The 20011-nt window shown below is 64.4% G+C and carries 17 protein-coding genes; 2 read left to right on the top strand and 15 right to left on the bottom strand.

From position 1 onward, the window contains the following. Window positions 1-31: 31 nt before the first annotated feature. The 5 genes from lnt to miaB form a co-directional block, all read right to left on the bottom strand. Window positions 32-1588 (bottom strand): apolipoprotein N-acyltransferase, encoded by a 1557-nt coding sequence (gene lnt / locus ACN6KF_RS16765; protein ID WP_434959692.1) that lies wholly within the window; start codon window positions 1586-1588, stop codon window positions 32-34. 47 nt (window positions 1589-1635) lie between these two features. After that, window positions 1636-2775: a transporter associated domain-containing protein gene (locus ACN6KF_RS16760; protein WP_434957929.1), complete on the bottom strand. Its 1140-nt coding sequence runs from the start codon at window positions 2773-2775 to the stop codon at window positions 1636-1638. A 301-nt stretch (window positions 2776-3076) separates the two neighbouring features. Further along, on the bottom strand, window positions 3077-3583 hold the full coding sequence (gene ybeY, locus ACN6KF_RS16755) for an rRNA maturation RNase YbeY (RefSeq protein WP_434957928.1): 507 nt from the start codon (window positions 3581-3583) through the stop codon (window positions 3077-3079). After that, window positions 3580-4632 carry a PhoH family protein gene (locus ACN6KF_RS16750; protein ID WP_434957927.1) on the bottom strand — a complete coding sequence of 351 codons (1053 nt, stop codon included), beginning with the start codon at window positions 4630-4632 and terminating at the stop codon, window positions 3580-3582. Before ACN6KF_RS16750 ends, ybeY begins: the two co-directional genes overlap by 4 nt. A gap of 26 nt (window positions 4633-4658) precedes the next feature. Next, complete coding sequence (miaB, locus tag ACN6KF_RS16745) at window positions 4659-6146, bottom strand: tRNA (N6-isopentenyl adenosine(37)-C2)-methylthiotransferase MiaB (protein ID WP_434957926.1); 1488 nt, start codon at window positions 6144-6146, stop codon at window positions 4659-4661. 191 nt (window positions 6147-6337) lie between these two features. Between miaB and ACN6KF_RS16740 the strand changes: the two genes are divergently transcribed. Further along, window positions 6338-7285 (top strand): alpha/beta hydrolase, encoded by a 948-nt coding sequence (locus ACN6KF_RS16740; protein ID WP_434957925.1) that lies wholly within the window; start codon window positions 6338-6340, stop codon window positions 7283-7285. Window positions 7286-7320: 35 nt separating this feature from the next. Here the strand turns inward: ACN6KF_RS16740 and ACN6KF_RS16735 are convergent, their stop codons facing one another. The 5 genes from ACN6KF_RS16735 to ACN6KF_RS16715 form a co-directional block, all read right to left on the bottom strand. Continuing rightward, window positions 7321-8721 (bottom strand): RtcB family protein, encoded by a 1401-nt coding sequence (locus tag ACN6KF_RS16735; RefSeq protein ID WP_434957924.1) that lies wholly within the window; start codon window positions 8719-8721, stop codon window positions 7321-7323. Between the two features lie 179 nt (window positions 8722-8900). Then, window positions 8901-9443: a GcrA family cell cycle regulator gene (locus tag ACN6KF_RS16730; RefSeq protein WP_434957923.1), complete on the bottom strand. Its 543-nt coding sequence runs from the start codon at window positions 9441-9443 to the stop codon at window positions 8901-8903. 278 nt (window positions 9444-9721) lie between these two features. After that, the gene (locus ACN6KF_RS16725; protein ID WP_434957922.1) at window positions 9722-10582 is read right to left on the bottom strand and encodes a transporter substrate-binding domain-containing protein; all 861 of its coding nucleotides are present in this window, start codon (window positions 10580-10582) and stop codon (window positions 9722-9724) included. Window positions 10583-10684: 102 nt separating this feature from the next. Then, complete coding sequence (locus tag ACN6KF_RS16720; RefSeq protein WP_434957921.1) at window positions 10685-11275, bottom strand: SCO family protein; 591 nt, start codon at window positions 11273-11275, stop codon at window positions 10685-10687. Beyond that, complete coding sequence (locus tag ACN6KF_RS16715; RefSeq protein ID WP_434957920.1) at window positions 11276-11728, bottom strand: MerR family transcriptional regulator; 453 nt, start codon at window positions 11726-11728, stop codon at window positions 11276-11278. A gap of 521 nt (window positions 11729-12249) precedes the next feature. Between ACN6KF_RS16715 and ACN6KF_RS16710 the strand changes: the two genes are divergently transcribed. Next, entirely contained in the window at window positions 12250-14556 is a 2307-nt protein-coding gene (locus ACN6KF_RS16710; RefSeq protein WP_434957919.1) for a tetratricopeptide repeat protein, read from the top strand. Between the two features lie 70 nt (window positions 14557-14626). On the opposite strand, the gene pdeM is transcribed toward ACN6KF_RS16710, so the two are convergent. The 5 genes from pdeM to ACN6KF_RS16685 form a co-directional block, all read right to left on the bottom strand. Continuing rightward, a complete protein-coding gene (pdeM, locus tag ACN6KF_RS16705) occupies window positions 14627-15316 on the bottom strand; it encodes a ligase-associated DNA damage response endonuclease PdeM (RefSeq protein ID WP_434957918.1) in 690 nt (229 codons plus the stop codon). A 1-nt stretch (window position 15317) separates the two neighbouring features. After that, the gene (locus tag ACN6KF_RS16700) at window positions 15318-17987 is read right to left on the bottom strand and encodes a ligase-associated DNA damage response DEXH box helicase (RefSeq protein ID WP_434957917.1); all 2670 of its coding nucleotides are present in this window, start codon (window positions 17985-17987) and stop codon (window positions 15318-15320) included. A gap of 70 nt (window positions 17988-18057) precedes the next feature. Next, entirely contained in the window at window positions 18058-18411 is a 354-nt protein-coding gene (locus ACN6KF_RS16695; RefSeq protein ID WP_434957916.1) for a hypothetical protein, read from the bottom strand. A 72-nt stretch (window positions 18412-18483) separates the two neighbouring features. Next, window positions 18484-18837, bottom strand: a complete 354-nt coding sequence (locus tag ACN6KF_RS16690; RefSeq protein WP_434957915.1) for a hypothetical protein — start codon at window positions 18835-18837, stop codon at window positions 18484-18486. 141 nt (window positions 18838-18978) lie between these two features. Beyond that, window positions 18979-19890 (bottom strand): methyltransferase domain-containing protein, encoded by a 912-nt coding sequence (locus ACN6KF_RS16685; RefSeq protein WP_434957914.1) that lies wholly within the window; start codon window positions 19888-19890, stop codon window positions 18979-18981. Window positions 19891-20011: the final 121 nt, after the last annotated feature.

Here is a 20011-nt window from a genome sequence, read left to right as displayed (position 1 = left end):
TTCCGCTTGGCGCGGTTGTAACAAATATGTGTTATCGGGGCTGTCGGCGTCGGTTCAAGCAACCAAGGCCGGCGCCGATTAAGGCAATCAGAAACAATGCGGTAACAATGCCGGTGCCGGCCGTGGCGAACACCGGCGGTGGCAGGGTGGTGGGAAGCCGCGAATCGAGAACGCCGCTGGTGCCCAGCGGCAGGCTGGCGACGATGCGCCCCACCGGATCGATCACCGCGGAAACGCCATTGTTGCCGGCGCGGACCAGGGGGAGCCCTTCCTCGATCGCGCGAGCCCTTACCTCGGCGAAATGCTGGTAGGGACCCGGGGTGATGCCGAACCAGGCATCGTTGGTGACGTTGAGCAGCCAGCCGGGGCGGTTGGTCGGATCGATCACCTCGCCCGGAAAGATTGCTTCATAGCAGATGAGGATGCCGGCGGGCGGCGCGTTGGGAATATCGAGCGTGCGCAAGCCCGGACCCGTCGAAAAGCCGCCGCGCTGCTTGGTCAATTGCTCGAAGCCGAGGGATTCGAGCACGGACTGATAGGGCAGATATTCGCCGAAGGGGACGAGGTGCACCTTGTCGTAATTGCCGATGATGGTGCCGGTGGCGTCGATGACATGCAGGGAATTGAAGAAGCGCCAGCCGCCGTCGTCGAGATTCTCCTCCGCCCGGCCGGCGCCCGTCAGCAGCACGGCCTTGGGTGCAACCAGGTCCCCGAGCACCTTGAGGGCTTCGGGATCTTGCGCCACCAGGAAGGGGAAGGCCGATTCAGGCCAGATCAGATGGGTTGTTTTGGCAAGGCCGTCACTGCCGTCGGCGGCCGGCTGGCGCGACAAGGCCAGATAGCGCGTCAGCACTTCATTGCGCAGGGCCGGATTGAACTTGGCGTCCTGCGGCAGATCGGGCTGCATGATGCGAAGCTGCACCCCGTCGACGAAACCGGTGGGGTGCTGGCCAAGCCGCCACACGCCGAAGGCGGCCATCGCGACCAGGATGGCGACGGACAAGACCGGCCAGCGCCAACCACCCCGCCGCACCAGCGCCGCCGGCGTGGAGAACAGGACGAGCGCCACGAGTGTGAGCCCATAGGCTCCGATCAGGGACAGGCTCTGCGCCAGATGAAGCTCCTCGGCGAGCGCGTAGCCGAACAGGTTCCAGGGAAAGCCGGTCAGGATATGGCCGCGCAGCCATTCGCAGGCAGCCATTGTGGCGGCAAAGGCGAGGATGCGGGCATTGCCCTGCGACCACAGCAGGCGCGCCAGGGCAAACCCGGCCGCGTGAAAGAAAGCAAGGCCGGCAGGCAGGAGCAGCACGGCGAAGGGCAGCAGCCAGGCGAACTGATCGGCATCGACGAGGAAGGCATTGCCGATCCACCACAGCCCGGCCAGGAAATAGCCGAAACCATAGCACCAGCCGAGCCGGGCCGCCGCGCCGATGCTGCGCCAGAACACGGGAGCCGGGTTCTCCGGCGGGAAGACGATGCCATCCAGCAGCCAGATCGCCACCGGAAAGCTGACGGCCAGCACCGGAAAGGCATTGAAGGGCGCCATGGCCAGCGCCGCCAGGGCGCCCGCCAGGAAGGCGACGGCCATGCGGCGCCAGCCTTTCAACCCGGCCAGGCGAGACGCAAGCGCAGCGATCACGTGGCGCCGTCGCCGCTGGTTTCGCTCGCCGGGCTCCGCTCGCCATTGGTGGCAATGGCCGCTTCATCGCCGGCAGGCGCCAGCTTCTTCTCGCGCTTGCGCCCATCGCGCGGCCTGACGATGCCACTGCCGGCCGTGTGGATGCGCACCCGTTTCACCCGGCGCGGATCGGCATCGAGAATTTCGAATTCGAGCTGGCCCGGCCCCTGCACGATCTCGCCGCGCACCGGCACGCGGCCGGCCAGCGTCACCAGCCAGCCACCCAGCGTATCGACGTCGGCCTCGATTTCGTCCTCATGCATCTCCAGGCCGATGGCGGTGGCGACGTCGTCGAGATCGGCACGGGCATCGGCGGTGAAGATGCCCTCGCCCGAGGCGACGATCATGTCGCCATCATCCTCGTCATGCTCATCCTCGATGTCGCCGAGCACGATTTCGACGATGTCCTCCATCGAGACCAGGCCATCCGTGCCGCCATACTCGTCGATCACCAAAGCGAGCTGGGTGCGGGTGGCCTGCATCTTGGCGAGAAGGTCGATGGGGGGCATCGAAGGCGGCACGAACAGGACGTTGCGCGTCAGCGACTTCACCGAGCTCAGCGGCGTCGAGAGGGTAATGTTGCCCAAGGCGAGGGCGGCCTCCCTGGGCGAGGGTTTGGCGGTCTCGCCGTCCTTGGCGAGGTCGCTCTCGCGGACCTTGCGGCTCCGCCGCGCGGCGATGGCGGCCCGCGACGCCAGCCAGGCCACGAAATCGCGGATGTGGACCATGCCGCGCGGATCATCCAGCGTCTCGTTATAAACGGGCAGGCGCGAATGGCCCGCCGTCTGGAAGACCTTGAGCAGGTCGCCCAGCGAAATGTCGAGCGGCACGGCCACGATGTCGGCCCGCGGCACCATCACATCGTCGACACGCTTGCCGCGCAGGCCGAGGATGTTCTTGAGCATGGCACGCTCTTCGGGGGAGAAGCTGGAATCTTCCGCAGCGCGTGAATTCTCGAGTGCATCGGCAAGATCGTCGCGGATGGAGGGCTGGGATCTCAGCCCAAGCGCGGACTTGATCCGTCCCAGCAGGCCTTCGTGCTGGGGCTCCTGGGAGGCGCTGGGTTGGCTGCTACTTCGATCGTTGCTGTCGGACATGGCTCTGTGTGTTAGAGGCTGTTATGGACCGTGGATGGGGTTTTGACGTGAGCGATTTTGGCCGAGGATGTCCGCACTTGCAAAGCAAGTGCGTGGGAGGGTGAGGACGCAAGCCTTTCGGCTTGCTACGATATCGGACGTACTCGTCGGCCAAAAGCGCCACGCCCCTGCGGGGTGAGGTGAAGACTGGCCGCCTGCAGCGTCGCTTCGCTTGCCAAGACAGAAGTCTTGGCAGCGCTTGCTCCTCCCATCCAGCCAGTCTTGACCTCATCAAAACCCCATCCACGGTCCATAACAGCCTCTAGCTCGCTTCGCGCAACAAGGGCGCGTCGGCATAGGGATTGGCGATACCGAGTTCAGCGAGAATGCGCACTTCCAGCGCCTCCATCACCTCGGCCTCGGCATCGGTCAAATGGTCATGGCCGAACAGATGCAGGAGGCCATGCACGGCGAGGTGGCTGAGATGATCGGCAAAGCTCGTGGAGGTTTCCTCGGCTTCCCGCGCGATCGTCTCATGGGCAAAGATGATGTCGCCCAGCATCGGCGCCGTCTCGATTGCGTCTCCCACAGCCTGTGGGAAGGACAGCACGTTGGTGGGCTTGTCCTTGCCGCGCCACTCGGCGTTGATGGCGCGGATCGAAGCATCGTCGGTCAGGACGATCGAGAGTTCGGCTCCCGGCGCATGCGCAAGCTCCGCGACGTCGAGGCTCTTGACCACTGCACGCGTGATCAAGGCCTCGATGGCATCGGGGTCCTGCCAAAGATCGCTCTCGATAGCGATCTCGATGGTGATGGCGGCGTCACTCATGACTTGGTTTCGCCCGAGGGCTTGCTAGCGTCCAAAGGCTTGGTCGAATCCCTGGCCTCATAGGCCCGCACGATCTTGGCGACCAGTTCATGGCGCACGACGTCGGCGGCGTTGAATCGGCAAATGGCGATTTCGGGTATGTCTTTCAACAGGTCGACGGCCTCGATCAGCCCCGATTTCTGCCCGGGAGGCAGGTCGATCTGGGTCGGATCACCGGTGATGATCATGCGCGAGCCTTCGCCCAGGCGCGTGAGGAACATCTTCATCTGCATCGAGGTGCAGTTCTGGGCCTCGTCCAGCAGCACCACCGAATTGGCGAGCGTGCGCCCGCGCATGAAGGCGAGCGGCGCCACCTCGATCATGCCCGAGGTCAGCCCTCGTTCGACGCGCTCAGGCGGCATCATGTCGTAGAGCGCGTCATAGAGCGGGCGCAGATAGGGGTCGACCTTCTCGCGCATGTCGCCGGGCAGGAAGCCGAGCCTCTCGCCCGCCTCGACGGCGGGGCGGGACAGGATCAGCCTGTCGGCCTCGCCTTTCTCGATCAGCGCCGCGGCGTGAGCCACGGCAAGATAGGTCTTGCCGGTGCCGGCGGGACCGGTGGCGAAGACGAGTTCATGCTTCTGCAGCGCCCGTATATAGGCGTCCTGCGCCAGCGTACGGGCGGCGATCGTCTTCTTGCGGGTGCCGACAGAGGCCGCGCCGCCGGTCGGCGCCACTTTCGGCTTGCCTTCCGGCGTGAACAGCACACCCTGCGAGCCAGCCATACGCAGCGCGCCATCGACATCGCCCAGCGTTATCTGCTGGCCCGAGCGCAGGCGTTGATACAGGCTCTCCAGCACGCGCTTGGCCTGTTCCACGCTGTCCTTGGCACCGCGCAGGGCGACATGATTGCCACGGGCCGTCGCCTCGATGCCGAGCTTGCGCTCGATGAAGGCGAGGTTCTGGTCATGCTGGCCGAATAGAAGCGTGGCCAGGCGATTGTCCTCGAAGGCCGTGACGATTTCCGCAGGTGCGTCCGTCGTCGGCAGCGATGGGGTTTGCGTTGTCATGTGTGTCCGTCGTTCCTCGTCCACCTTCAAGCAACGGCCTCCCTGAATCCAGCGCCGGCCAGTATGCCGTGCAGCGACCAGGCACCCGTGGCCGTGATTTCGACGGGCGCCACCGTACCGATCAGGCTGTCATCCGCCTCGATCTGCACGGCTTGGAGATAGGGGGTGCGGCCGGCGATCTGACCTGGCCGTTTGCCCTTGCGATCAAAGAGCACATCCATGGTGCGGCCGATGCTGGCCTGATTGAAGGCCTTCTGCTGGCCTTCGGTGAGCGCCTGCAGCCTGGCGAGGCGCGCGGCCTTCGCCACTTCGTCGATCTGGTCGGTCATCGTAGCGCCCGGTGTGCCCGGACGCGGCGAATATTTGAACGAATAGGCCGAGACATAGGTGACCTCTTCGATCAGCCGCAAGGTCGCTTCGAAATCCGCATCGGTCTCGCCGGGAAAGCCGACGATGAAGTCGGAGGAGAATGCCATGTCGGGCCGGGCATGCCGAATCTTCTCGATGAGCTTGAGATAGTCCGCTGCTGTATGCTTGCGATTCATGACATCCAGAATGCGGTCCGAGCCCGATTGCACCGGAAGATGCAGGAAAGGCATCAGCGCCGGCAGGTCGCGATGGGCCTCGATCAGGCTGTCGTCCATGTCGCGGGGATGAGAGGTGGTGTAGCGCAGGCGTACCACCGGCTCGATGCGGGCCAGGCGATGCACGAGTTGGCCGAGCGTCCAGTCGCGTCCATCCGGCCCCTCGCCATGATAAGCGTTGACGTTCTGGCCAAGCAGGCTGATCTCGCGCACGCCCGCCTCGGCCAGGCGCTCGACCTCTGCCACGATGGCGGCGACCGGCCGCGAGGTCTCGGCACCGCGCGTATAGGGCACCACACAGAAGGTGCAGAACTTGTCGCAGCCTTCCTGCACCGTGACGAAGGCGGAAGGCCCGCGCGCCAGGGTCTTTTCCCGGCGTGGTGCGGGCAGGATGGCGAACTTGTCTTCGACCGGGAAGTCGGTGTCGACAGGCTTGCTGGTGCCATCGGCCAAGCCTGTCGACACTTTGGCGAGCAGGTCCGGCAGGCGATGATAGGCCTGGGGCCCGACCACGAGATCGACGGCGGGCGCGCGCCTCATGATCTCCCGGCCCTCGGCCTGGGCGACGCAACCGGCGACGGCGATCTTCAGATCGCCGCCCTGGCGGCGGCGCTCGTCGCGCGCCACGCGCAGGCGGCCGATCTCCGAATAGACCTTTTCCGCCGCCTTTTCGCGGATATGGCAGGTGTTGAGGATGACGAGGTCGGCATTTTCGGGGCTGGAGGTCTCGACGTAGCCCTGCGGTGCCAGCGTATCGGCCATGCGCTGGCTGTCATAGACGTTCATCTGGCAGCCATAGGACTTGATGAAGACGGTCTTTGTCGGGAGGTCGAGGGTCTCTGCCGGAAGGTTCTTGGCGCGCGTGTCCCTGGAGCCGGCATCACCATGCGGTTTCTGCGGGCGTTTGCTTTCGGTCTCGTCAGGAATCATGGTCTCGCTATAGCCACCTATCAAGGTGCTAGGGATAGCGGTTTTCCGCCCTGATGAGAAGAGGTTGAGTTGCCGCGTCCCGGCTCTTCCCATGGTCAGAGGTTGCGCGACGGGCCGAGTGGAGCGGCAGGTCTTGCCGACCTTGCCGGTTCCCTGCACTGTGCGCCATCCCATCGAGGCGATTCAAGCTCATGCCCTCTGTCGATCCTGCCGTGTTTGCTCCCGATGCCGTGGCCGAAACCACGGCGGCCCTCAATGCCGATATCATCGCCAAGATGAGCGCCTTGCCGGATTTGTGGTCCTTTCCGCCCGAACTGATCCGCGAGACCCGGCGCCAGGGCAAGGGGATCTTCCCGCTGCAGGGCAAGAGCGCGCGGGCGCAGGTGCTGGAAATCGAGGGCCGGCAGGGCAAGGTGCCGATCCGCATCATTGCGCCGGAAGTGCCGACCGGGGTCTACATGCACATCCATGGCGGCGGCTGGATGTTCAACCAGTCCGACTTCCAGGACGAGACGCTGGAGAAGATCGCCGAGGCCACCGGCATGGCCTGCATCTCCGTCGAATATCGCCTTGCGCCCGAACATCCCTTTCCCGCCGGGCCGGACGATTGCGAGGCGGCGGCCTTGTGGCTGGTGTCCGAGGGGCGCAAGCGCTTCCGCACCGAACGTTTCTTCATCGGCGGCGAGAGCGCCGGCGCCCACCTTTCCGCGCTGACGTTGCAGCGCCTGCGCGATCGGCATGGCCTCAGGCCCTTCGCCGGCGCCAACCTCATTGCCGGCTGCTACGATCTCGGCATGACTCCAAGCGCGCGCAATTTCGACAGGGGCAGACTTATCCTGACGTCGCGCGATATCGCACTGTTCGTGCGGGCCTGCGTGCCCGACGGCGTCGATCTGCGCTCGCCCGATGTCTCGCCGCTCTACGGCAATCTCGAAGACATGCCGCCGGCCCTGTTTTCTGTCGGCACCTATGACGCCCTGCTCGACGACACGATGTTCATGGCGGGGCGCTGGGAGGCAGCCGGCAGCCATACGACGCTCAGGCTATGGCCGGGCGGCTGCCATGTCTTCCAGGGTTTCGATTTTCCGATGGCATACGAGGCCTTTGCCGACGAGATCGCCTTCTTCAACAGCCTGTGATGGATGGAAGCGGCGGTGAGGTGCCGCCGCTTCGCTCAGCGCCGCTTGCGCCAGGGAGCGTCCTGCTCCCAGTCGCCGGCCATGATCGAGCCATAGGGCACGACCTCGTCGATCACCTCGGCGAGCCCGTATTTGTCGATCTGGGCCCGGACCGAGGCGGCATTCTTGTAGGCCTGCGGCAGTTCGGACAGATCCGGCTTGCCGCAGTAGAAGCGCACGTCGATACCCTCGGGCAGATCCGGCTTTTCACGGCGCAGAAAGGCCGAGCGGCTGAGGTTGCGGCCCGCCCCATGTGGAGCGAAGCCGAGGGCCTCCTTGCGGTCGCGATGCGCCGTGATCAGGATCGGTTCGGCCATGTTGAGCGGGATCAGCGTGCGGCCGTCATCATCCGGCGAAAAGCCGGCCCAGGAAGGCGTTGCGCCCTTGCCGTGATAATAGAGCCCGTCGTCGCGCCGGAATACGAAATTATGCTCGTTCCAGAACCGGTCGGCCACGGCATTGCCCAGCGACCTGGCGGCATGATCGTGAATGGCGAAATGGCTTGCCTTGGTCCAGCTCCGCGCAAATTGCAGGGCCTGCCAATAGGCCTGCCCTTCCGCGCTCGAGGCCTTCAGCCAGGCATTGTGGGCCGGCACCCGCGGTGCCACGATCTGCGTGTGCTTGCGCGCTGCGGCCATGCCGCGCTTGTAGAGCTGGGCGCCGAGCCCGCGCGAGCCATGATGGGTCACCAATGCCGGCTGGCCGCTGGAACGCAGATGCCCGACATAGGCGAAGTGATTGCCATCGCCCTGCGAGCCGAAATGGCCTGTCACGATGTTGCCGAGCCCGCGCAGGAACGGATTGGCCTGCAACGTGGCGTCGATGCCGGGCGCGAAATCCGGGACGATCATCGTCTTGCGCCCACCGGGACCGAAATGGGTCACGGCTTGGACAGCGTCGAGGATACGCCTGGGATCGTCCTTGCGTGCGAACACGGTGATCGCCACCGAGCAGCAGATGTCGGCGGAATGAAAGCCGGGATGGATGGCATCCTCGCACGCCACCGCGCCACCGACCGGGATTGTCCCGAGGGCGGTGCCGGACGGGCAAACGTCCGGCATCACAGCGCCGGCGACGATAGTCGGCACCCGCATGAGCGCGTCCATATGCGCGGTTACCGAGGCGAGGTTGGCGCGTTCGAGTTCGCCTTCGGCATCCAGGAAGACGCCATAGGGCAAGCCATTGGTCCGCAGCAGTGTCTCGACCGGCTGCAGGCCCTGCAGGGCGATGAAAATGGCGTCGTCATCCGCGCCAGCGCGGCGCAGGCGATTGGCCTCGGCCAAGCCCTGGCTGAACCATTTGCCGGGCTTGAAGCCCCAGGCGACCAGTGTGTTGCCGTCGATGGCTACGCTTTTTGCCGCGATGTCGGGGGAAGCCCCATCCGCATTCCGTGTCATTGCTCCGGTTCCGGTGTGTTGTCTTGCAACGCCGCGCAACAAGAGTTTGGGGGCAGGCTGGCCCTTAGGCTAATGAACCTGCAAAAGAAAGGGTTTCCCTTTGGGAAAGGTACTGGTACCCCGCAAAAGAAAAGGCAGGGAAAACCCTGCCTTCGAATGGATAGGATGGGATGCGACGATCAGGCGCGGGCAGCGCGACGCTCCTTGTCGCGATCGCGCCTGCGGTCGAGCACCGGCTGGTAGGCGATCGAAGCATGATGGAGGCAGTACGGACCCGAGGGCCCGACACGGCTTCCACAGAAGCGGAAGTCCTCGCGGCCGGGATCGCCCAGCGGCCAGCGGCACATATGCTCGCGCAGTTCCATGATGGTGACGCGTTCGGACATCGGGATGACGACTTCCTCGACCGGACGCAGCGTAGGTTCGGGACGTTCCTCGATGGCGACAAGCGGCATCATCTGCGGCGCAAGGGCGGTGTTGCCCCGCACCACGGGCACGGAAGTCTGGGTGCGGAGAGGATGCGATGGAGCCCGGGTGGGCTTGATACGGCGCTGTGGCGCCGGCGCAGGAGCCTTGGCCCGGCCAGACAAGCCGAGTCTATGCACCTTACCGATCACGGCATTACGCGTGACACCGCCAAGTTCTGTGGCAATGGCGCTAGCAGACAGACCTTCTGACCACAGCTTTTTCAGAAGTTCTACCCGCTCGTCTGTCCAGTGCATCAGCCTCTCCTGCCTTCCGCCTTGTTTTCGCCCGAATTCGCTACGCCGAATCCTTTCCCATCAGCCACGATGTCGACAGAACATCGTTGCGCATGCACGCCATGAGCTGACAGGAGTTACGAGACGCCGCACGAGATGTCGTGCTTAACGAAGCCTTAACTACAATAGGCAGTGACTCCAGCGCAAGAGTCCTGCTGACGCGGTGTGCGTTTTCCCCAGCTTCGACGTCAAAGTGAGTCTTTTCGGTAACAGCGGGGGCGCATAAGTTTCCGTTTACGTCACGGAAGCCCTGCAAAGGGATCGACAGGAAACCAGCGGCGTACGAGATCGGCATAGATGCCCTGCTCCCAGATCTGGAAAAGGGCATAGTCGATCGCCTGCTTGAGATCGCCGTCCTCGCGTCGCAGGGCCATGCCGATGCCATCGCCGAAAAAGTGGCTGTCGAGATAGGGCGCGCCCACGAAGCTGCAGCAATCGCCGGCGTCCGAGCCGTTGAGCCAGAGCGACAGGCCGATGCCGTCGGCGAAGATCAGGTCGATCTCCCCGCGCTTGAGGGCTTCACGCAGCGCCGCGTCATTGACGAAGGACACTAGATTGGCGGTCTTGAGATAGGCTTTGGCGTAGTCGGCATGCGCCGTGTCGGCGACGATGCCGATATGGCGGCCAGCCAGCCCCTCCGGCGTGAAGACCGGCGGCGGATCCTTGCGCCGCATGGCGAAGCGGGCAGGACGCATGTAATAAGGGCGGGAGAACTGCAGCCGCTCGCGGGCTTCCTTGCTCGGCACGAGCGAGGCGGCGATGACATCTGCCTGGCCCTCTTCCAGGGCCGCGACGATGGTGTCCCAGCGCCGGGCCTGGATGGTGCAGGACAGTTTCAGCTGCCGGCAGACCGCGCGGGCAAGGTCGACATTGAAGCCTTCCAGAGTGCCGCTCGACCCCTGGAAGTCGAAAGGCGGAAAATCGTCCTCGGTCAGGAAGCGGATCCGGCGCACCGATTTCAGGTCTGGCCGCTCGGGGCGCCGGTGCGGATCCCACAGGCCATAGGGACCGGTGGTGGTCGAGGCGGCCCTGGCGTCGCCATAGGCTGATATGGCGAGCATCAATCCGAGGAGAAGCGTCGAGAGGGCGCCGAATTTCAACAGGTCGAATTCCTATTGCAGCGGGGCTGATCATTGTTTGGGTCGGGAATGCCGGATCCGTCCATGGCGATCCATCGCAAGGCCGACCCTTGATCTCGCACTCTATCGACCCTGCATGACAGTTTCCAGGAGCGCAACCACCTCGTCCGACGACGCGTGCAAGTCGAAGCTCGAACGCAGGCGGCCATCCTTGTCGAGTACAAGGACAGTGTTGGTGTGATCGATATTGTAATTCTTGCCTGTTCCCGGCAAAATTCTTGCTTCTATGCTGTAGAAGTCGCGTACCGCGGCAAGTTGTGCTGGGTCGCCCGTCAGGCCGCGCAGATGCGGGTCATAGGTGGAAAGGCTGGCCTTCAATTGCTCGGGCGTGTCCCTGTCGGGATCGACGGTGATGAAGAGCGTGTTGATCTGCGAGGCGTCCGGTCCCAGCTTCTTCATCACCTGCGCGAGCAGGAACAGGGTCGTTGGGCAGATGTCGGGGCAGTGCGTGAAGCCAAAATAGATCAGGCTCGGCTTGCCCTGCAATTCCTTGAAGTCGAAGGCTCTGCCATCGGCATCCGTCAACATGAACGGCTTGCCGATCACGCTGGTAGCCTTCTGCTCGGATAGGAAGAGGGCCCATAAGCCAAGGCCAGCAAACACAAGGAAACCTGTGCCGCCGATCAGGTACTTCCGACGGGTGAGTGCGACCACTTAGCGCGGCAGGGCGTTGGCCAATCCCTCATAACTGCGACGCAATTCAGCCAAGGCTTCGTCGATCTCGCGGCGCTGGCGCTCCAGATGCTCGATCTGCTCGCGGACGGTGCTGGCGCTGATGTCGAGACTTGCCGTCTTGCCTTCCCCATGATGGGCGATCATCTCGCCGATTTCCACCAGGGTAAAACCCAGCCGCTTACCCTTAAGGATAAGTTGCAGATGCTCGCGGTCACGTGCACTATAAAGCCGAGTCAGGTTGTCGCGCGTTGGATTGAGAAGGCCCTTGTCCTCGTAGAAGCGCAAGGTTCGCAAGGTAACGCCAAACTCTCGCGCAAGGTCACCTATTGTATAGGTGACCGTACTATTCGTGGCGTTTTCTGTCTCTGCTACGAATACCGTCACCGGTTGGCCTTTTGTGTTTGTCGCCGACCTGGCTTCCAACTTTGACATGGTCTCTCTCTCGCGCCCGTTACAGGCTAGCAGCGCCGCTACTCGTTCGTTGCAACAGGTACCATAATACGAAATCCGGGGGGCGTCAGCAATTAATATATTACCAAGCGAACGCCTAGATCTCCAGCAGGGAGATCATAGCCCCCGCTCTGCTTCCTTTCAAGGGTAACGTATTAAATTAGCGCGCGTTAAGCGTTTCGAACAACACGGGCATCAAGAGAATTCTAGCCTTGTCGCAAAGTCTAATGTCGGTTCTTGCACGGTACCCCACTTTCCTGTCCGCTCGGGAGCTTGGGTGGTAGGGTTTTTAGTAAAAAAAGCGCTTTGGATGCTCTACAATGTTGTTGCTGCCAGGAAGAGCGCTAGGGCAGTGACGGTTAAGGGGATATTTACCCTGTTGCGCGAAAGCTGCTGCTGCGGGCACTGCGTGCCGCCCTCTTTCCGTGTTTCCGGCCCGGTTTTCCGGGGCGGAAGACGGGAGAGGCGTGAGAATCAGGCCGTTCGCCGGCACGGGAAGCTAAATGAGCCAAGCAGTGTCATGGAGTGTCGAGGGCGTCGATTCCCAGACGCGCGAGGCTGCCGCCATTCTGGCACGGCGCTCGGGCATGACGCTTGCTCAATGGCTGAAATCGACCGTTGCCGAGCAAAAACTGCATGAACCGTCTCTTTTCGAGACGCAGAGCGATCTCCCGGAATCGCCCTTGGCTGCGATTGCACGGAAGCTGGCAGCCAGCCAGGAAAGGTATGCCGGTAGTGGTTCGAGTGACCCGAAACGCAGGATCCAGACAGTAGAGGTCAGCGCGTCCGTGCTCGCGCGCCATATCCGAGCAAGCGAAACCAGAATGGCGGGGCTGATCGAGCAACTTATCCACAGGCAGGAGCAGAGCGAGACCCAGATGGCCACCCTGGTCGATGCCCTCGTGGACGGTTTCGCGTCCCGATCCACGACTACGGCGCCTGTCGATGATACCGATGGTCTTGACGATTTGGCACGCGATCTGGAGCAGCGCATCGCCGGCATGGCCACCAAGCTCGGTCCGTCTGCGTCCGCACCATCGGTTTCGCCGGCGCCCCGTGACGATCTGAGCGAACAGATCGCGGCGCTGACACGCGAGGTCGCCGAACTGCGCCGCAGCCATCCCGCCGTCGCGCCCGGCCAGGAAGATCTCGCCGGCCTGCGTACGGAAATGGCGGATCTCAACCGGCATATCGCCGACATCCGCTCCCCCGAGCAGTTCGCTCGTCTCGACAAGAAGCTCGATCTGCTGACGCGTCAGGCCCAGGACCCGGCCGTACTGGCCGCTCTTCAGCGTGAGACGGCCGACATCCGCGCCCGCCTTGGCGATCTTGTTCGCCAGCCTGAGGGGGTGCACGATCTTCACGAGAAGATCGATGCCCTGCGCCAGGCCGTCGACGATGTGCAATCCTCGACCAATGCCTCGCTGACGGGGCTGATGACCAAGCTCGAAGCCCTGGATGGGCGCGTCATCGACGAGGCGGCCTTCTCCGCCCTGGAGCGGCAGATCACGGCGATGGCGGGGAGCATCGAAGGGCTCGGCAGCGGAACGCTTGGCGCCGCACAATTGCGGGAAACTTTTGGTGAGGCTTTGGCCGGATCGGCTTTGGCGGCCTTGCCGGAAGAACTGCAGCGTTTCTATAGCGAATTGCGCCAATATCAGCAGGACGATGTCCGGGATACGCGCACGGCCCTCGAAGCCTTGCAATCGCTGCTGCACCAACTCGGCAACAGTCTGGCCGCAGTCGAAGACATGGTCAGGAGCCGGGGTGGATCGGTCATCGTCGGGCCGCCCGACATGTCCGGCATCGCGCCCTTGTTCGGCTGCGAGCGGCCCGATGACATTTCATGGTCCGACGATCTGCCGCGATCCCTTGCGGGCGACGGATCCCGGAGTTCATCCGCAGAGGCACCCCAAAATATCGGCCGCCCCAGCCAGGTTTCCGCCCTCGGGGCGGGCAGCCCGTTGCCGTCGAGTGGAACGCGCAGCGCCTTCATCGCCGCAGCCCGGCGGGCGGCGCGTGCTGCAAATGAGGCCGAGGGGGCCATCACGCGCGAGGAGAACGATCCCGTGACCGGAGATGAACCTTTCTACAAGCGGCACAAGCGCCCGATCCTGCTAGGCTTGGCGGCCGTGACCATGATGCTGGGCGCGTTGCAGGGTGGAAAAGCCGGCGCTGCTCCCAGCGGCAACCGGCCGGTACCGCGCCTGAGCACGTCGGCGGTTCAGCAGGTGCGGCCGGCAATCACCATTCCCAAGCCGGAACAGGCCGGGCAGGCTCTGGCCTGGTTCGAGGAGGCCCGCCGGCTCGATCGGCCCGAGGCCTCCACCCAGGATCTCGCCAAGGCGGCCGGGCTTTATCGCCAGGCGGCCCAGATGGGCTATACGCAGGCGCTGTTCCTGCTGGGGCTGGCCTATGACAAGGGCAGGGGGGTCGGTCAGGACGCCGTGCTGGCGGGACTGTGGTATCAGCGCGCGGCCGAGCATGGCTCGGTGAACGCGATGTACAATCTGGCCGTGCTCTATGCCAATGGCGCCGTGATGGGCGCTCCCGATTACGAACAGGCCGCTCGCTGGTTCCATCAGGCCGCCGAGAAGGGCCATGTCGGCAGTCAGTACAATTACGCCCTGCTGGCAGCCCGGGGCCTCGGCACGCCGCGCGATCTTGCCGTTTCCTATCGCTTCCTCGCGCTTGCGGCGGCGGCGGGGGACGCGGACGCCCTGATGAAGCTGGCCGAACTCGAGCCGCGCCTGACGCCGTCGCAACGCGCTGCAGCCGAGGCGGGCAGGACAGGGCATCATCCCTGTTGAGGGGCATTATTCCATCAAAATGAGGCGCAACCAGCCTTCTCCCGCAAGGGGAGAAGGAAGTGGCACCCTCTCACCCGCCCAGGCAGCGCGCTCTCGGGAAGGCGAAGACGCGCTCGTCGCCCATCAAATGGGCCGTGAAACCGTCGGGGAAAAGCGGCGCGAAGGCGGCGTCTCGCACGTTCAGCCCGCCAGCATAGGCGCCGAAGGCCGGCAGGATGGCACGCCTGCCGTCGCCGGCAAAGCAGCGCCGTCTCAGCGAGCGGCCGCGCGTGGCTACCCGGGCGACGGGATGCAGGTGACCGGCGATCTCGCCAGGCTCGGCTCTTGCCGATGGCTCATGTCGAAACAGCACTGGCCCGATGGCCAGTTCCGGCGTTGCCGTGCCGCCAAGGTCGGTTGGGGGATCGGGATCATGGTTGCCGGCGATCCAGAATATTTCGCGCCCGTGGATGCAACGCTGTAGCGCTTCCCGGTCGCGCGAGGCGAGGCGAGTATCGGCACGGCGATCGTGGAAACTGTCGCCGAGGAAGATCAGCCGCCTTGCACTGAAACGAGACAGGAGCCGCGCCAGGCGTTTCAGGGTCTCGGCGGTATCGTAGGGCGGCAGCAATACGCGGCGTTCGGCGAAGGAAGAGCCCTTTTCAAGGTGCAGGTCCGATACGACGACCAGGCTTTCTTCGGGCCAGACCAGCGCGCCGTCGGCGGTGGCGAGGAATTCCACCCCGGCGACGCCGAGCACGGCTTCGTCCCGCCGGATCATCTCAGGCGCTTCCTCTATCGCCGGCTCGATCCTGCCGTCCAACCATGGCCTCCGCGATCAAATCATCCGCTGCCTCGGCGAGGACGCTGTCCGTCGCCTCGCCGTAAACCGGCTCCCGGCCGATCTCCAGCATGATCGGCACCGCCAAGGGCGAGATGCGATCGAGCCTCTTATGAATGATTCGGCCCCTGATGCGCGAGAGCATGCTGGAAAGGCGCTGGAGATCGAGCAGTCCGGTGCGCGCATCCTCCCAGGCGGCGCGCATCAGGATGTGGTTGGGCTCGTGCTGGCGCAGCACGTCATAGACGAGGTCGGTGGAGACGGAGATCTGGCGCCCGGTCTTCTCCTTGCCGGGAGCGCGGCGCTCGATCAGGCCTGAAATGATGGCACAGGTGCGGAACATGCGCTTCATCAGGGCGGATTCCGCCAGCCATTCCTCGAGGTCGTCGCCCAGCATGTCCTGGTCGAACAACTGGTCCATCGCGGCCCTGTGCATGTCGGAAACGCCCCACACCGCCAGTGCATAGTCGTTGGCGACGAAGCCCATCGGCTTCAGTTTCGCCCGTTCCAGCCGGCGGGTCAGCAGCATGCCGAGCGTCTGATGGGCGAGGCGGCCCTCGAAGGGATAGCAGACGAGATAATGGCGGTTGCCGCGCGGAAAGGTCTCGACCAGGAGGTCGCCGGCCGGCGGCATCCGGGAGATGTCGCGCTGCAGGCGCAGCCAGTCCGCGACCTGATCGGGCAGGGCGGGCCAGCTGTCGGGATTGGCCAGTATCGAACGGACGCGGGCGGCCAGATGCGTGGAAAGCGGGAATTTGCCACCGGCGAAGGAGGGGATCTTCGGGTCCCGGCCTGGTGGCGCGCGGGTGACGAGCACATCCTCCTCCTGGATGCCTTCGAAGCGCAGGATCTCCCCGGCGAACAGGAAGGTGTCACCGACCGAAAGTCCCTCGGCGAAATATTCCTCCACCTCGCCCAACACGCGTCCGAAGCCGCGCCGGGCCGATGTTTCGCCCGGCTTGCGCTTGGGCGGGCCGGAAGCCTTGGGATCCATGAACCAGGGCAGATACGGCGTCGGCTTGTCGGCGGCCATGCGGGTCGGCTCGCGAGGGCCTCTGTTGGAAAGGCGCACCTTGAGCAGGGCTTCCTCCACGATGGTGCCGACATTGAGCCGATAGGCTTGCGCCACCATGGGATTGGCGATGCGCCAGAGGCCATCCTTGCCCCGCCGGATCTTGGCGAAGCGATCGTAGGTCTTCAGGGCGTAGCCGCCGGTCGCCACGAAAGCGAGGACGTCGTCAAAGGTCGAACGGTCGAGCTGAGCATAGGCTTCAGTCGAGGCGATTTCCCGATAGAGCGCATCGGCGTCGAAGGGAGCACCGCAGGCAACCCCGAGCACGTGCTGGGCCAGCACGTCGAGGGCGCCGGTGCGGGCGATCGGCGTGTCCTGCTCGCCGGCCTTGGCGGCATCGACCGCTGCCTTGCATTCCAGCACCTCGAAGCGGTTGGTCGGCACCAGGATCGCCTGCGAGGGCTCGTCCAGGCGATGGTTGGCACGGCCGATGCGCTGGAGGAGGCGGGAGGCCCCCTTGGGCGCGCCGACATTGATGACGAGATCGACATCGCCCCAGTCGATGCCGAGGTCGAGGGTAGAGGTACACACCACAGCCTTGAGCCGTCCGGCGGCCATGGCTTCCTCGACACGTCGACGCTGGCCGACTTCCAGCGAACCGTGATGGAGCGCGATGGCGAGGCTTTCCTCGTTCACCCGCCAGAGTTCCTGGAACACGAACTCGGCCTGCATGCGGGTGTTGACGAAGACGAGCGTGGTCTTGTGGGTCTTAATCAGGGCGTAGAGCTCGGCCATGGCGTGGCGGGCGGTGTGGCCGGCCCAGGGCAGACGCTCCGCCGTTTCCAGGATGTCGAGCACCGGCGCCGCACCGCCTTCGGCGATCACCAGGTCGGCCATGGCTGGGCGGTCGGCCCCCCGAATCTGGTGGCCGGGGGATTGGGGCACGATCCAACGCCGGAGTTCATCCGGGTCGCGCACCGTGGCCGAGAGGCCGACGACTTCGAGATCCGGCACGAAATACCGCAGGCGTGCCAGGCCGAGGGCAAGCAGGTCGCCGCGTTTGGAGGTGACGATGGAATGGAGTTCGTCCAGCACCACGCGCTTGAGACCGCCGAACAGGTCGGCAGCCTCCCGGCTCGCCAGCAGCAGAGCAAGCTGCTCTGGCGTGGTGAGCAAGATATCGGGCGGGTCGCGCTTCTGGCGCTGGCGTTTGGCCTGGGGCGTGTCGCCGGTGCGGGTCTCGATGCGGATGGGCAGCCCCATCTCGCCGGCCGGGCGCTCCAGGTTGCGGGCGACGTCGACGGCCAGCGCCTTGAGCGGCGAGATGTAGAGCGTGTGGAGCGCTGAGGGGGCGTTGGCGCGACGAGGAGCAAGGTCGATCAGGCTCGGCAGGAAGCCGGCCAGGGTCTTGCCGGCGCCGGTGGGGGCGATCAGCAGGGCCGAGCGCCCGCTGCGCGCCTTCTCGACGAGCTGAAGCTGATGCGGTCGCGGCGTCCAGCCGCGGGCCGCAAACCAGTTTGCAAAGATCGCCGGAAGGGTTGGGAGCGGCGAGCTGGAGCCCAGATCTCCTGTCTCTCGCGTCCCGGTCTGTTCATTCATGCCGCTATCGCCGATTCCTGCGGAGATATTGGCCTGCCGGGGTCAGATGTCCACTATCGACCTCAAGGTGCTAGCGGCAATCATAGATTGCCATGATGGCATGGGCCTCGCCATAGGCGCCTGGATCATTGGTGATGCTGTAGCGGATGGGAGGGCGTGCCCCCTCGCACCCCTCCCGGCGAGCACGTGCATCCAGGTCATGCATGATGGCGGGTGTGATGGGTTGAGGTCTGCGCCAATAGTAAAAATTGGAGACCATGAGCCCTCCAGCGTGACTACCATCGCCAATACGCGAAATGCGCTTGACCACGTCGCCCCGCGAAGTCTCCTGAGAGGTGCGGGTGATGAGGTTCAGGTCGCTTCGGCCGGCGCAACTGGCAAGGCTGAGGCTTGCCACGGCTATAGCGAGAATTTTCGAGTACATGCTCTTTCTCCGGAGACCAGAGGCGGATTCCGCAAAAACCCGCTTGAAGCGGGTCGGTCGTCGGCCCGGTGTTCAATCGCAGTCGTAGTGGGTGATGATGCGATAGGCCGAGGTATAGGTGCCCCAGCGAGCGCTGACGCTGCTGCGCACAGGGACATTGCCGTCGAGGCAGCCGGCACGGCGAGCCCGGATGTCCATGTCGCGCAGGATCGGCGTCGTCACCGGCTGGGGCCGGCTCACATAATAGAAATTCGACACCATCAGATTGCCGGCCAGGATGCCGTCGGTGATGCGAGTGGTGTCCTTGACGACCCGGCCGCGCGGCGTCTGGTCAGCCGTCCTCGTCAGGGTCTGCAGACCACCGCTGGTTGCACAGCTCGCACAGGCAAGGCCCGCCAGGACGACCGCGGAAATTCTCGAAAACATAGTGCCCCCTTCAAGCGCATGACTCTCCGTTGGTTGGCAAGCAACCAAGTCCCCCGAGCCATCCTTACGTTGGGGAAGTACTTTTGCCAAGGCACGCGACGTACCAGGAGTGGCGCCGAGGTTTCTTGTCTTGCGGACCGGTCAGCGTTCCAGCACGACCACCAGGCCCGGCACCGGAACGCCTCGGTCGGTGCGAGCCCAGGCGTCATCGAGATGGCGTGGCTGCAGGCCCGCCGCGGCCACCCAGCTCTCGATGCCTTCACGCGAATGGGCGTAGCGCAGATCGTGATTGAGAATGAAGGCGGCAGGGCCGTCCTGACTCTGGACCGTGAAGGCGAACAGCCCGCCGGGCACCAGCACGCGCGCGGCTTGCCGGAAAATGGTGTCGAGGTCACCGAGATAGATGAACACGTCGGCGGCCAGGATCAGGTCGGCGCTGCCCGCGTCCTGCCGGAGGAGAAAATCGGCGATATCGGCTCGTTCCAGCTCACGATAGATCTGCTTGGCACGTGCCTTGGCAAGCATGGCGGCGGAGAGGTCGACGCCGACGATATTTTGGCAGTAGGGGTGGAAGATCTCGCCCGCAAGACCGGTGCCGCAACCCAGATCCAGTGCGCGTTCGAACGGCCCTTGTCGGCCAAGTCCGTCCAATGCCATGCGCAGCAGGGCAGGGCCACGATAGGAGAGATTGTCCACCAGGGAGCGCTCAAAGCGCGGCGCATATTCGTCGAACAGGGCGGCGATGTGCGCCGGCGTCATCGCGCCATTGGCCGGCATCTCGCCGAGCCGGGCCAGACGTGCTCCGGCGCCTGCTTCATCCGTCGGGTCGAGGGAAAGGGACCTTCGGAAGGCCTCGATGGCTTCTTTCAGACGGCCGAGTGTCTCGTTGAGATCGCCAAGCGTCAGCCAGCCGGCGGCCCAGCCAGGCGCCTCATCAAGGGCCTGCGCCACCAGTTCGGCGGCCGATGCAGGATCGCCCCCGGTCTTGTAGTCCATGGCATAGGCGAAACGGCGGTCGGCGATGGCATTGCCGGAGGAACGGGCTTTGAGCATGGTGGGGCTGCGGGAGAAAGCCGAGCGGACAGAACGGCCTGTCGGGCCATGTAGAGTTCGTGATGCCGGCAGCTCTCATCAAAATTGCGAGCACCACGACGTCCCTGGAAGCGCCAAAAGA

It is taken from the genome of Labrys methylaminiphilus subsp. lupini (genome assembly GCF_051161885.1).
Lineage (GTDB): Bacteria > Pseudomonadota > Alphaproteobacteria > Rhizobiales > Labraceae > Labrys.
Note: the sequence above shows the minus strand (reverse complement) of the source record. Positions and strands in the feature narration are given on the sequence as shown.